Genomic DNA, 12484 nt, shown 5'->3' with positions numbered 1-12484 from the left:
AGGAGGGAGAAGAGGGAGGGGGAGGGGGGGGGGGCGGGCCAGCAACCAACCCCCCCCCCCCCCCCCCCCCCGGGCCCCCCTCCACCGCACCCACAGCCCCGCGCAGCGGACAATCAGCCCGCCGCAGGCGAAACGGTGGGGAGGCCACAAGCCGACCCGAGCCACAGCCCCGCGCAGCGGACAAACAGCCCGCCGCTGGCGGAAACGGCGCCGCACCAAACCACGTACGCCCCAAGCCCAGCGCAGCGTCACGCATCGCGCCGCTTGAGCAACACCACCCCGCAGACCAGCGCGACCACCGTCCAGGCGATCATGATGCCGAGCCCGCCCCACGGGCCGTACGGCACCTGGTCGTTGGCCCGCGGGACCACCTGCATGATTTTCGAGCCGGCCTGGTCCGGCAGATAGCGGCCGACCTTCCGGGTCGCCGAGACATTTCCGAGGATGTTCGAGATCAGGAAGAAGAACGGCATCAGGATGCCCAGCGAGAGCATCGGGCTGCGCAGCATCGTGGCCACCGCCATCGAGAACAGCGCGATCAGCGTCATATAGAGCCCGCCGCCGATCACCGCGCGCAGTACGCCCGGGTCGCCGAGGTGCGCCCGGAGGTCACCGAGCACCGCCTGCCCCGCGAAGAACGTCACGAAGCTGGTGGCGAGGCCGACGACGAAGACCAGCGCGGTGGCCACCAGCAGCTTGCAGAACAGAAAGGTGCCGCGCTGCGGTACGGCGGCCAGCGAGGCGCGGATCATGCCGGTGCTGTACTCGTTCGAGACCACCAGCACCCCGAAGACGATCATCGCCAGCTGGCCCAGTCCCATCCCGGCGAAGCTGGTGTTGGTGGCGTCGAACGACAGCCGGTCCCGGGCCGGCATCGAGCTGAAGTCGTTGTTGGCCAGGGTGCAGATCAGCACGCCCAGCCCGATGGTGACGACCACGGCGATGCCCAGCGTCCACACCGTGGACCGCACCGACCTGATCTTGGTCCACTCCGACCGAATGACCTGCCCGAGCGCCGCCATCCGTCAGCTCCTCTTCTTCTGCCAGTCCGCGCCCCAGCCGGTCGGCTGCGGCTCACCAGGCCGGGCCCCGGCCGGCTGCGGTTCTCCCGGTGGCCGGGCCCCGGCCTGAGCCGGTACCGGGTCGCCGTCGTGCGCGTGATACTCCACCGACTCCGCCGTCAGCCGCATGAACGCCTCCTCCAGGGAAGCTTGCTGCGGACTGAGCTCGTGCAGCACCAGCTGATGCCGGGCGGCCAGTTCGCCCAGCCGGTCGGCGGGCACTCCGTCGATCTCCAGCGACCCGTTGCCGACGGCCACCGCGTCGATGCCCTCGTCGTGCAGCAGGTCCAGCAGCTTCTCGCGCTCCGGGGACCGCATCCGGACGTACGACCGGGAGTTCTGGTGAATGAAGTCCTTCATCGAGGTGTCCGCCATCAGCCGGCCCTGCCCGATCACGATCAGATGCTCGGCGGTCAGTGCCATCTCGCTCATCAGATGCGAGGAGACGAAGACGGTGCGGCCCTGGGCGGCGAGGTTCTTCATCAGATTGCGGATCCAGTGGATGCCTTCGGGGTCGAGTCCGTTGACCGGCTCGTCGAAGAGCAGCACCTGGGGGTCGCCGAGCAGTGCCGCGGCGATACCGAGCCGCTGGCTCATCCCGAGCGAGAAGCCCTTCGAGCGCTTCTTGGCGACCGTGCTCAGCCCGACGGTGTCCAGCACCTCGCCGACCCGGCCGCGGGGGATGCCGTTGCTCTGCGCCAGGCACAGCAGATGGTTGGCGGCGCTGCGGCCGCCGTGCACCGCCTTGGCCTCCAGCAGCGCCCCGATATAGGTGAGCGGATCCTTCAGTTGCCGGTAGTGCTTGCCGTCGATCCGGACCGTCCCCGAGGTCGGGTTGTCCAGGTCGAGCATCATCCGCATGGTCGTCGACTTGCCGGCGCCGTTGGGGCCGAGGAAGCCGGTGACCATCCCGGGCCGCACCGTGAACGTGAGGTGGTCCACGGCGACCTTGTCGCCGTAATGCTTGGTCAGCCCCTCGAGCTCGATCATGTACCGCACGCTAGGCGTCGCCGGAGGCCACTGCCACCGGGGCGGGGCCGCCCGGCTGACCCCCCGTACGCACCGCGCCCCCGCACCACCACAGAGGCGGTACGGGGGCGCGCAGGGCTGCTCGGGAAGGCTCTTAGCGTCAGCTGGGGGAGGTCAGCGGCTCTGCTGGGCGGGGACGCCGCGGGTGACGGTCTCGTCCTCGCCGGGGGCGCCGGCCGCGGCCACGGCGGCACCGGTCAGCGTCGCCAGCATCTCGCGGACGTTGGTCAGCTGGGCGTTGATGGAGTCGCGGCGGTTCGTCAGCGCCGCCAGCTCGCGCTCGGATTCGCTGCGGATCCGGTCCGCCTTGGCGTTGGCGTCCGCCACGATGTCCTCGGCCTGCCGCTGCGCGGTCTCCACCGTCTGGCGGGCCCGGCGCTCGGCGTCCGTACGCAGCTTCTCGGCCTCCAGGCGGAGCTGCTCGGCGCGGTGCTCGATCTCGGCGAGCCGCTTCTCGGCCTTGGCCTGACGCGAGGCCAGGTCGCGCTCGGACTGCTCACGGCGCTTGGCGAGGTTGGTCTCGAAGTCCGCGGCGGCCTGCGCGGCCTTGGCGCGGGTCTCCTCGAAGAGGGAGTCCGCCTCCTCCCGCTTGGACTGCGCGTCCTTCTGCGCCTCGGCGCGCAGGGTGGCCGCCTCACCCTTGGCCTTCTCGACGATCCGGGCGCCCTCGTCCTCGGCCTTCGCCTTGCGCTCGGAGGCGAACGACTCGGCGTCGTTACGGACCTGCTGGGCGGCCGACTCGGCCAGCTCACGGTGCTGCTCGGCGGCCCGCCGGGCCTCCTCGCGCAGATCCTTCGCCTCCTCTTCGGCGAGCCGGAGGATCTTCTCCACGCGCGCGCCGAGGCCCGCGTAGGATGGTTCGGCGTCATTGACCTGCGCCTGGGCGTTCTGCGTTTCGAGGTGCAGCTCCTCGATCCGCTTTTCCAGCGACGTGATGCGGGCCAGCGCGCTGTCGCGGTCGGCGACGAGCTTCGTAATGCGGTCGTCCACCTGACCGCGGTCGTACCCACGCCGCACGAGCTCGAAGCCGAAGGGGGAGGAAGTGTCGCTCATGGGGTTCCTGTCGAAGAGACCGGTGAGGTGATAAGGAGAATCCTAGGGGTCACAACGGCGTGTCATCGAGTCATTGCCCGTTTGATCTGGAGAATGACCCCTCATTTGAGTGGCTACCCCTCAGACTGCTTGCCACTCGAACGAGTTGCACCCGCTCCCGCGGCAGCCTTCACACCGCCGCCCTTGCCTTCCCCGCCCCCGCCGGGTGTTTCGAACGATTCGAGGGCTTCCAGAACGTCCTGAACACGGGAGATTTCGGCGTTGATGTCCTCGCGTCGGCGCACCAGCACCTCCAGCTCCCGCTGGCCCTCCTCCACGATCCGCTCGGCCTCCGCCTTGGCCTCGCCGCGCATCCGCTCCGCGTCGCGCACCGCCTCGGCCTTCTTGTTCTCGGCCTCCTTGATCAGGCTCTCGGCCTTCTTCACCGCCGAGATCCGGACCTTGCTCGCCTCGCTGTTCGCGTCCGCCACCATCCGGTCGGCCTTCTCCTCGGCCTCGACCTGCTGGGCGGTGGCCTGCGCGATGAGTTTGTCGACCCGCTCGCCGGCGTTCTTCATCGTCTCCGCCGACTCCCGGCGGGCCCGCTCGTGCAGCTCCTCGACCTCGGACTCGATCCGCTGGCGCAGCTCCTCGGCGCGGTCCCGGATGCCGGTGGCGTCGCGGCGGGCCTCCTCCAGCAGCGTGTTCGCGTCCGTACGGGCCTTCTCCACCCGCGCATTGCCGTCGGCCGTCGCCTCCGAGACCAGCCGCTCGGCCTCCTTGCGGGCCGCCCCGACCATGGTGTCGGCCTGCTCCTCGGCGGCGGTGGCCGCGTTGAGCGCCTCCTCCTGGGCCTTGGTGACGAGCTGGTCCGCCTGCTCGGCCGCGTCCGCGCGGCGCTTGGCGGCGTCCTTGCGCGCCTCGTCGAGCAGCCGGTCCGCCTCCTGCTGGGCCTCGGCCCGGGTCTGCTCGGTGGCCGCCTCGGCGTCCTCCTTGAGCTTCGCGGACTCGTTACGGGTGCGGTTGGCGTGCTCCTGCGCGGCGGTGACCGTCTCGGCCGCCTCCGCCCGCAGCCGGTCCGCCTCCGCGGTGGCCGTCGCGAGCATCCGGTCCGCCTGCTCCCGGGCGTCGGCCCGGGTACGGTCCGCGTCCCGCTCGGCGTCCGCGGTCGTCTCCGCCGCCTCCGTGCGCAGCCGCTCGGCCTCGGTCGCGGCCTCCGACATCAGCTCGTCGGCCTGCTCCGCGGCGTCCGAACGCGTCTTGTTGGCCGCCTTGCGCGCCTCGTCGCCGGTGTGGTCCGCGTCCCGGCGGGCCGCCTCCAGCACCTCGGCCGCCTCGGCCCGCAGCCGCTCCGCCTTCTCGGTCGCCTCCGTCACCAGACGGTGCGCCTGCTGCTCGCCCTCGGCCCGCAGCTGATCGGCGGCCTGCTGGGCCTCCTGGACCGTGCGGTCCGCGTCGTCCTGGGCCGAAGACGTCAGCTCGGTGGCCTCGGTGACAATCCGTTCGGCTTCCGTGCGCGCCTCGGTGATCAGCCGGTCCGCCTGCTCCGCGGCGTCCGAGCGCATCCGGTTCGCGTCGTCCCGCGCCTCCGCACGGGCCCGTGCCGCGTCCTGCTCGCCGGCCGCCAGCGCGTCCGAGGCGTCGGTACGCAGCTGCTGCGCCTTCGCCGTGGCGTCCGCCACCAGCTTCTCGGCCTGGGCGGTCGCCTCCGACACCAGCCGGTCGGCCTGCTCGGCGGCCTCGGTCCGCGCCGTGTTGGCGTCCCGGCGTGCCTCGTCCAGCACCCCGGCCGCCTCGGCGCGCAGCCCGTCGGCCTCCTCGATGGCCTCGGAAACCGCCCGCTCCGCGAGGGTCTTCGCGGCCTCCGTCGCCTCCTGCGCCTCCGCACGGGCCCGCGCCGCGTCCTCCGAGGCGCGCTCCCGCTCCTCGTAGGCGTCCTTGCGGATCCGGTCCGCCTCGTCCTGCGCCTCGGTCCTGGTGCGCTCCGCGGCGTGTTCGGCCGCCGAACGCAGCCCGGCGATCTCCTCACCGGCCTGCTCGTGCAGCCCCGCGACCGAGTCCCGCACCTGCTGTGCGGTCTGCTCGGCCGCCGCCACCAGCTCGCCCGACCGCCGGTCCGCCTCCTCGACCAGCCGCTGGGCCTCCTCCTGCGCCTCGCCCACCCGCGTACGGGCCGACGCCAGCAGCTCCTCGCTCTGCTCGCGCGCCGCGGTGCGCTCCTGGTGGGCCTCCTCGCGGGCCTCGCCCAGCAGCTGCTCGGCCTCCCGGCGCCGCCGCGCGGCCTCCTCCTGGGCCGCGGCCAGCGCCTGCGCCGCCTCCGCGCCCGTACGCTCGGCGGCCGTCGCCGCCTCGGCACGGACCCGGTCCGCGGTCTCCTGCGCCTCGGTCTTGAGCCGCTCCGCCTCGGCCGACGCCTCGGTGCGCAGCCGTGCCGCCACCGCCTCGGCCTCGGAGCGGGCCGACGAGGCATCCGAAGCGGCCTCGTCGCGCAGCCGCTCGGCCTCCTCCTCGGCCTGCTGCGTCAGCATCCGGCGCCGCTCGGCCGACTCCGCCTTGAGGCGGGCCGCCTCCTCCTGCGTCTCCCGGCGCAGCCGCTCCGCCTCCGCGCGGGCATCGCGCAGCGACCGCTCGGCGGCGGTGACCTTCTCCTCCGCCTCGCGGTGCAGCCGGTCCAGTTCGTCCTGCGCCTCGGCGCGCCGCTCCTCGGCGGCCTGCTCGGCCTCCTCGCGCAGCCGGGCGGCGGACTCCTCCGCCTCGGTGGTCACCATCTCCGCGGCCTGGGCGCCCTCGGTGAGCAGCTCCTCGGCCTCCGAACGGGCCCGCTCCAGCGCCTCCTCGGCCTGCCGGCGCAGTGCCGTGGCCCGCTCGATGGCCTCCGTCCGCACCCGCTCGCTCTCCGCGACGGCTCCCGAACGGGTCTCCTCGGCGTCGGACTTGGCCTTCGCCAGCAGCTCCTCGGCGGTCCCGGCCGCCTCCTCGATCTGCTGGACCGCCTCGCGGCGGGCCTCGCCGCGGATCCGCTCGCCCTCGGCGACCGCGTCCGCGCGCAGCTGCTCGGCCTCCCCGCGCAGCCGCCGTGCCTCCTCCTGGAGTTCGACGGTCTTGGCGCGGTACTCCTTGGTGTCGTCCTTGGCCGCGCCCTTGAGCTGCGCCACGGTGTCGTGGGCCTCTTCGCGCAGCCGGTCCGCCTCGGCCTCGGCCTCCTTGCGCAGCCGTTCGGCCTCCTCCGCGGCGGCCTTGGTAGTGGCCTTGGCGTCCTCCGACGCCTTGGTCAGCACCTCCTCGGCGCTGCGCGCGGCCTTCGCCAGCTGGGCCGCGGAGTCCTCCGCCACCTTGGACCGGGCGGTCTCCTGTGCCTCGGCGACCAGCCGCTCGGCCTCCGTGCGGGCGTCCGACCGCAGTTGCTCGGCCTCGGCCTTGAGCGCCTCGGCCTCCTTGGTGGCCTCACCGACCAGCCGGGCGATCTCCGCCTTGGCCGTACGGGTGCGCTGCTCGTTGTCCGATTCGGCCGCCGTCAGCCGCTTGGTGGCGCTCTGCTGCGCCTCGTCGACCAGCTTCTCCGCCTCGGCGCGGGCCTCGCGCAGCGCCTTGTCCGCCTCCTGGACACGGGCCTCGGCGGTACGGGTCAGCTCCGCGGCCTGCCGGCGGGCCTCCTCCGACTCGGTGCCGACGCTGGTGCGCAGCTGCTCGGCCTGGTCGGTGGCCTCCTGGGCCTGGCTGGAGGCGGCGTTCAGCAGCCGCTCGGCGTCCGTACGCGCCCGGCGCAGGATGCTTTCCGCTTCGGCGCGGGCCTCCGCGGCCTCGGTGCCGAGCCGCTCCCGGGCCTGCTCGGCCAGCCGCTGGGCCTCGGCCCGCGCGGCGGCCAGCGCCTGCTCGGCCTCCCGGCGGGACTCCTCCATGAGCCGGCGGGCCTGCGACTCCGTGCGGGCACGCAGCTGTTCGGCCCAGGCGACGTTCTCGTTGACGTGCGATTCGACGGTCTGCCGGCGCTCGTTGAGCTCCTCGTCGAGCCGCTGCCGGCGGGTGACCGCCTCGGCGTGCAGCTCGGCCTCCAGCCGGGACTGCCGTTCGGCCTGCTCCTGGAGCAGTCGCTGGGTCTGTGCCCGTGCCTCGCGCAGCTCACGCTCGGCATCGGTACGCAGCTGGTCCGCCTGGATCTGCGCGTTGCGCAGCAGCTGTTCGGCCTGATGACTGACGTTGTCGTAGGCAGGGCGGGTCGCGAGGTTGCGGCGCGCCTCATGGAGCTTGGCGCGCAGCACCTCGACCTGATAGCCGAGGTCGTCGGCGTGCTGAACGGCCTTGTCCCGCTCCGTCTTCAGCCGCTCCATCTCGGCCTCGAACTGCGAGAGGTGGTCGTCAGCCTCGTAGCGGTCGTTGCCCCGCACTGCGCGGTCCCATCCGTCCCCTGGTCATGGTGGCGGCCTTCTCCGGTCCTGCGGTGCTCGTCCCGTACACGTCACGTCGTACCGGACTCGCGCCCATCGGAGCTGACCCTTCCGAAGAAATGGTGTCAGATCATCGGCAGGGTATGGACCGAGCCCCACTCCCTTACCCCGGCCGAAGCTGCACTCTACCGGCCGGGGAAGGTGAAGGTCAGTGGTCCGTCGGGGTGGTGGGCGCCGCGGTGACGAGTTCGGTAAGCACTCCATGACAATCCTTGGGGTGCAGGAAGGTGATCCGGGAGCCCATCGAGCCGGTCCTGGGCTCGTCGTAGAGCACCCGGACGCCCTTGCCCCGGATGGCCTCGGAGTCGCCGTCGACGTCCGCGGTGCCGAAGGCGATGTGGTGCACCCCCTCGCCGTTCTTGGCGAGCCACTTGCCCACCGCGGAGTCCTCCCGGGTGGGCTCCAGGAGCTGCAAATACGAGGCTCCGCCGTCCGAGGTTTCATTGATCTTGAGCATGGCTTCCCGGACCCCCTGCTCCTCGTTGACCTCGGTGTGGAACACCTCGAAGCCATACGTGGCACGGTAGAACTCGACAGTCTTGTCGAGGTCGAAACAGGCGATCCCGATGTGGTCGATTCGCGTCAGCATGGCTCCAGTGCACCGCCCGCACGGCTGGTTACGCAACGTGCGCGCGATCACACCCGCTTGCCGGTGACCCGGCGCGTACCGCTCAGTACATTGACGGGAACCCTCGTTAACTTCCCTGCAAAGGAAGGCCGCACCGCATGTCTGCAACGAACGGCACGAACGGCAGCACCTCAGTGATCGTGGCGGGAGCGCGCACCCCCATGGGCCGGCTCCTGGGATCGCTGCGGACCTTCTCCGGCGCCGACCTGGGCGCCGTCGCCATCAAGGCGGCACTCGACCGGGCGGGCATCGGCGGCGACCAGGTGCAGTACGTGATCATGGGCCAGGTGCTCCAGGCCGGGGCGGGGCAGATCCCGGCACGCCAGGCCGCGGTCAAGGCCGGCATCCCCATGAACGTCCCCGCGCTGACCGTCAACAAGGTCTGTCTCTCCGGTCTCGACGCCATCGCGCTGGCCGACCAGCTCATCCGCGCCGGCGAGTTCGATGTCATCGTCGCCGGCGGCCAGGAGTCCATGACCAACGCCCCGCACCTGCTCCCGAAGTCCCGCGAGGGCTACAAGTACGGCGCGGTCGAGATGCTCGACGCGATGGCGCACGACGGCCTCACGGACGCCTACGAAGGCATCGCCATGGGCGAGTCGACCGAGAAGCACAACACCCGTTTGGGTATCGCCCGGCCGGAGCAGGACGAGATCGCCGCGCGCTCCCACCAGCGGGCCGCCGCCGCCCAGAAGAACGGGCTCTTCGAGGCCGAGATCACCCCCGTGGAGATCCCGCAGCGCAAGGGCGAGCCGGTCCTCTTCAGCAAGGACGAGGGCATCCGCGGCGAGACCACCACGGAGTCGCTCGGCAAGCTCCGCCCGGCCTTCGCCAAGGACGGCACGATCACCGCCGGCACCTCCTCGCAGATCTCCGACGGTGCCGCCGCGGTCGTCGTCATGAGCAAGGCCAAGGCCCAGGAGCTCGGCCTGGAATGGATCGCGGAGATCGGTGCGCACGGCAATGTCGCGGGCCCGGACAACTCGCTCCAGTCCCAGCCCTCCAACGCCATCAACCACGCCCTGAAGAAGGACGGCCTGGCCGTCGAGGATCTTGACCTGATCGAGATCAACGAGGCGTTCGCGGCCGTCGCCGTGCAGTCCATGAAGGACCTCGGAGTGTCCCCGGAAAAGGTGAATGTCAATGGCGGCGCCATTGCGCTGGGTCACCCGATCGGGATGTCCGGCGCCCGGATCGTGCTGCATCTCGCGCTGGAGCTGCGCCGGCGGGGCGGTGGCGTGGGTGCCGCCGCGCTGTGTGGCGGTGGCGGCCAGGGCGACGCGCTGATCATCCGCGTACCGGGTAAGTAAGCGAGAGCTCGTACGCCGGTGCGTACGAGCGGGCCGAATCGCGTACGAGCGAGCCGAAGGAGCCGAGCGGCGATGGTGGACGTCCCCCAGCTGGTGGAACAGGCGCGGCAGGGCCGGCCGAGGGCCGTGGCACGGCTGATCTCCCTCGTGGAGGGGGCGGCGCCGGAGCTGCGCGAGGTGATGGCGGCGCTGGCCCCCCTCACCGGCAACGCGTATGTGGTCGGGCTGACCGGCTCGCCCGGCGTGGGCAAGTCCACCACCACCTCCGCCCTGGTGACGGCCTATCGCAAGACGGGCAAACGGGTCGGCGTCCTCGCCGTCGACCCGTCCTCGCCGTTCTCCGGCGGCGCGCTGCTCGGTGACCGCGTCCGGATGAGCGAACACGCCTCCGATCCCGGCGTCTACATCCGCTCCATGGCCACCCGCGGCCATCTCGGCGGCCTGGCCTGGGCCGCGCCCCAGGCGATCCGCGTCCTGGACGCGGCGGGCTGCGACGTGGTCCTCGTCGAGACGGTCGGTGTCGGCCAGTCCGAGGTGGAGATCGCCTCCCAGGCCGATACGAGCGTGGTGCTGCTCGCACCCGGCATGGGCGACGGCATCCAGGCGGCCAAGGCCGGAATCCTGGAGATCGGCGACGTCTACGTCGTCAACAAGGCGGACCGCGACGGGGCCGACGCGACCGCCCGCGAGCTCAACCACATGCTGGGCCTCGGCGAATCCCGTACGCCGGGTGCCTGGCGGCCACCGATCGTGAAGACCGTCGCGGCGCGGGCCGAGGGCGTCGACGAGGTCGTCGAGGCGCTGGAGAAGCACCGGGCCTGGATGGAGGAGCGGGGGGTTCTCGCGGAGCGGCGGCGGTCCCGGGCGGCGCATGAGGTCGAGACGATCGCCGTCACGGCGCTGCGTGAGCGGATCGGCGATCTGCGGGGCGATCGCCGGCTCGATGCGTTGGCCGAGCGCATCGTTGCGGGTGAGATGGATCCGTATCGGGCGGCTGATGAGTTGGTTGATGGGGTGACCAACGGGGGTTGAGGTCGCCGTACGTCGTTTGGTGCGGCGCCGTGGTGGCTGGGCGCGCAGTTCCCCGCGCCCCTGTGGGGGCGCCGTACGTCGTTCGGTGCGGCGCCGTTGTGGCTGGCGCTGGGCGGGTTGCGTGGGTGCCGCGGGGGCCGGAGGGGACGCACCGGGACCCGTCCTCGGCGCGGGCGACGCGGGTGCGTGGGATTGAGTGCCCCGGTGTTTGCTCCGGTCCTGCGGGCGGGCCCCGGTACATCCCCTCCGACCGTCCCCCGTTGCCGTCTGCCGGACGGTGGCACCGCGCCTCACAGCGCAGCTAGGCCCCCGCCCAAGCTGCGGGGGCTGGTTCGGCCAGGTGCCTGCCAAGGGGTGCCGTGCACGGCCGCCGTAACGGTCATCGGTACGGCGGGACGGCCGCGCACAGACGGAGGTCGAGGGGATGTCCGGTGAGCCGCCCGCAGGACCCGGAGCGAACAACGGGGTGAGCAACCTCTGGGACCCGCGTCGCCCGCGCCGAGGACGGCTTACCGGGCGTCCCCTCCGACCCAACCACCCACCCGCCGTAGGCGAACGGCGCCCAGCCCACGGCAACCCGCACAGCCGAAGGCCCCGCCCACGGTGAGGTGAGCGGGGCCTGATGAGGGCGGATGGTCAGTCGTCCGCGCCGTCGTTGTCGTTGTCGTCGTCGGACTGCGCCGGAACGGCGCTCAGCTTGCCGGACTGCGGGTCGACCAGCAGCTTGTGCTCCTTGCCGTCCTTGGTGATCGTCTCGACCTCCCAGACCGCCTTGCCGCGGTCGTCGTCGTCCAGGTCGACGGAGGTCACGGTGCCGTGCGAGGCGGCGGTACGGGCGGCCGACGCGGCGTCGGTGCGGGCGTCCCGGAGGGCGGCGCGCTCGCGGGCGTCGTCGTCATCGTCGTGGTCGATGTGCTGGTTCAGCACCCGCGCGTTGCCCGCGTCGAGGGTGATCTCGTGCCACTTGCCGTCCTTGCCCAGCACGTCCGCTTCCCAGACCAGGCCGGCCCGGTCCGCGTCCAGGTCGAGGCCGGAGACGGTGCCGGGGACGGCCTGCAGGGCGGCGGCCGCGGCGTCCGGCGCGCTGACCTTGGCGGCGCGCGCCTCGCGGCGGTCCTCCTGGCCGTTGGCGTCGTCGTCCTGCATGCGGATGCTGGACTGGCCGTCCCGCACCTGGGCGGTGCCGGAGCCGGCCGTGTCGTGGGCGGCCGACTGTGCCGAGACCGGGGCGCCGGACCGGGCGCTGCCGGAGCCGTCGGCGCTGACCGCGACGGCGGTGACCGTACCGCCGGCGACGAGGGCGGCCGCGGCGGCGGTGGCGATGATCAGATGGCGCTTCATGTGTGTTCTCCCCTTGCGATCGGCTGTGCCCACACACTGGCGGAACCAAGCTGAAGGGGACCTGAAGGCTCCTGAAGGGGGCTTCAGGAAGGGAATGGCATGGTGAGCGCATGCACCCGCCCGTCACGCAGTACCGCCCGCCCGGCCCCGCCGCACACCGTCCGCACCGGCTCCTGATCGTGGAGGACGAGAAGCGGCTGGCCCTGTCACTGGCGAAGGGGCTGATGGCCGAGGGCTATGCGGTCGATGTGGTGCACGACGGTCTGGCGGGGCTCCACCAGGCGAGTGAGGAGAGCTACGACCTGGTCGTGCTCGACATCATGCTGCCGGGGATGAACGGCTACCGCGTGTGCGGGGCGCTGCGTGCGGCCGGCCATGAGGTGCCGATTCTGATGCTGACCGCCAAGGACGGTGAGTACGACGAGGCCGAGGGGCTGGACACCGGCGCCGACGACTATCTGACCAAGCCGTTCTCGTATGTGGTGCTGGTGGCACGGGTGAAGGCGCTGTTGCGGGGGGGGGGGGGGGGGGGGGGGGGGGGGGGGGGGGGGGGGGGGGGGGGGGGGGAAAAAAGAAGAGAAGGGGGGAGGGAGGGGGGGAGATAAG

Annotated in this window: 8 protein-coding genes and 1 pseudogene; 3 read left to right on the top strand and 6 right to left on the bottom strand. The window is 72.1% G+C overall.

All coding sequences use genetic code 11. From position 1 onward, the window contains the following. Window positions 1-248 precede the first annotated feature (248 nt). From ACZ4XD_RS24060 to mce, 5 genes are all read right to left on the bottom strand, one after another. On the bottom strand, window positions 249-1022 hold the full coding sequence (locus ACZ4XD_RS24060; protein WP_468045199.1) for an ABC transporter permease: 774 nt from the start codon (window positions 1020-1022) through the stop codon (window positions 249-251). Between the two features lie 3 nt (window positions 1023-1025). Next, entirely contained in the window at window positions 1026-2051 is a 1026-nt protein-coding gene (locus tag ACZ4XD_RS24055) for an ABC transporter ATP-binding protein (RefSeq protein WP_468045197.1), read from the bottom strand. 153 nt (window positions 2052-2204) lie between these two features. Further along, a complete protein-coding gene (locus ACZ4XD_RS24050) occupies window positions 2205-3143 on the bottom strand; it encodes a coiled-coil domain-containing protein (RefSeq protein WP_042148816.1) in 939 nt (312 codons plus the stop codon). Between the two features lie 113 nt (window positions 3144-3256). Next, entirely contained in the window at window positions 3257-7507 is a 4251-nt protein-coding gene (gene scy, locus ACZ4XD_RS24045; protein WP_468045195.1) for a polarized growth protein Scy, read from the bottom strand. Window positions 7508-7715: 208 nt separating this feature from the next. Then, the gene (gene mce / locus ACZ4XD_RS24040; protein ID WP_042148823.1) at window positions 7716-8156 is read right to left on the bottom strand and encodes a methylmalonyl-CoA epimerase; all 441 of its coding nucleotides are present in this window, start codon (window positions 8154-8156) and stop codon (window positions 7716-7718) included. A gap of 173 nt (window positions 8157-8329) precedes the next feature. Here mce and ACZ4XD_RS24035 point away from each other — a divergent pair, with 173 nt between their 5' ends. Together ACZ4XD_RS24035 and meaB are read left to right on the top strand one after the other, a co-directional pair. Next, window positions 8330-9505, top strand: coding sequence for an acetyl-CoA C-acetyltransferase (locus ACZ4XD_RS24035; RefSeq protein WP_468045278.1), 1176 nt, complete (start codon window positions 8330-8332; stop codon window positions 9503-9505). Window positions 9506-9577: 72 nt separating this feature from the next. Beyond that, on the top strand, window positions 9578-10537 hold the full coding sequence (gene meaB, locus ACZ4XD_RS24030; RefSeq protein WP_468045193.1) for a methylmalonyl Co-A mutase-associated GTPase MeaB: 960 nt from the start codon (window positions 9578-9580) through the stop codon (window positions 10535-10537). 636 nt (window positions 10538-11173) lie between these two features. Here meaB and ACZ4XD_RS24025 read toward each other — a convergent pair. Next, window positions 11174-11878, bottom strand: a complete 705-nt coding sequence (locus ACZ4XD_RS24025; protein WP_468045191.1) for a PepSY domain-containing protein — start codon at window positions 11876-11878, stop codon at window positions 11174-11176. Window positions 11879-11988: 110 nt separating this feature from the next. Here ACZ4XD_RS24025 and ACZ4XD_RS24020 point away from each other — a divergent pair. Beyond that, window positions 11989-12408 (top strand): annotated as a pseudogene (locus tag ACZ4XD_RS24020) (response regulator); the annotation flags it as partial. Between the last annotated feature and the right edge of the window lie 76 nt (window positions 12409-12484).

It is taken from the genome of Streptomyces sp. NPDC029466 (assembly GCF_055574515.1).
This window is presented reverse-complemented; position numbering and strand designations above follow the sequence as displayed.

Coding starts and splice junctions, on each gene's coding strand:
- ACZ4XD_RS24060 (WP_468045199.1), bottom strand. CDS start 1,022: ATGGCGGCGCTCGGGCAGGTCATTCGGTCGGAGTGGACCAAGATCAGG.
- ACZ4XD_RS24055 (WP_468045197.1), bottom strand. CDS start 2,051: ATGATCGAGCTCGAGGGGCTGACCAAGCATTACGGCGACAAGGTCGCC.
- ACZ4XD_RS24050 (WP_042148816.1), bottom strand. CDS start 3,143: ATGAGCGACACTTCCTCCCCCTTCGGCTTCGAGCTCGTGCGGCGTGGG.
- mce (WP_042148823.1), bottom strand. CDS start 8,156: ATGCTGACGCGAATCGACCACATCGGGATCGCCTGTTTCGACCTCGAC.
- meaB (WP_468045193.1), top strand. CDS start 9,578: ATGGTGGACGTCCCCCAGCTGGTGGAACAGGCGCGGCAGGGCCGGCCG.
- ACZ4XD_RS24025 (WP_468045191.1), bottom strand. CDS start 11,878: ATGAAGCGCCATCTGATCATCGCCACCGCCGCCGCGGCCGCCCTCGTC.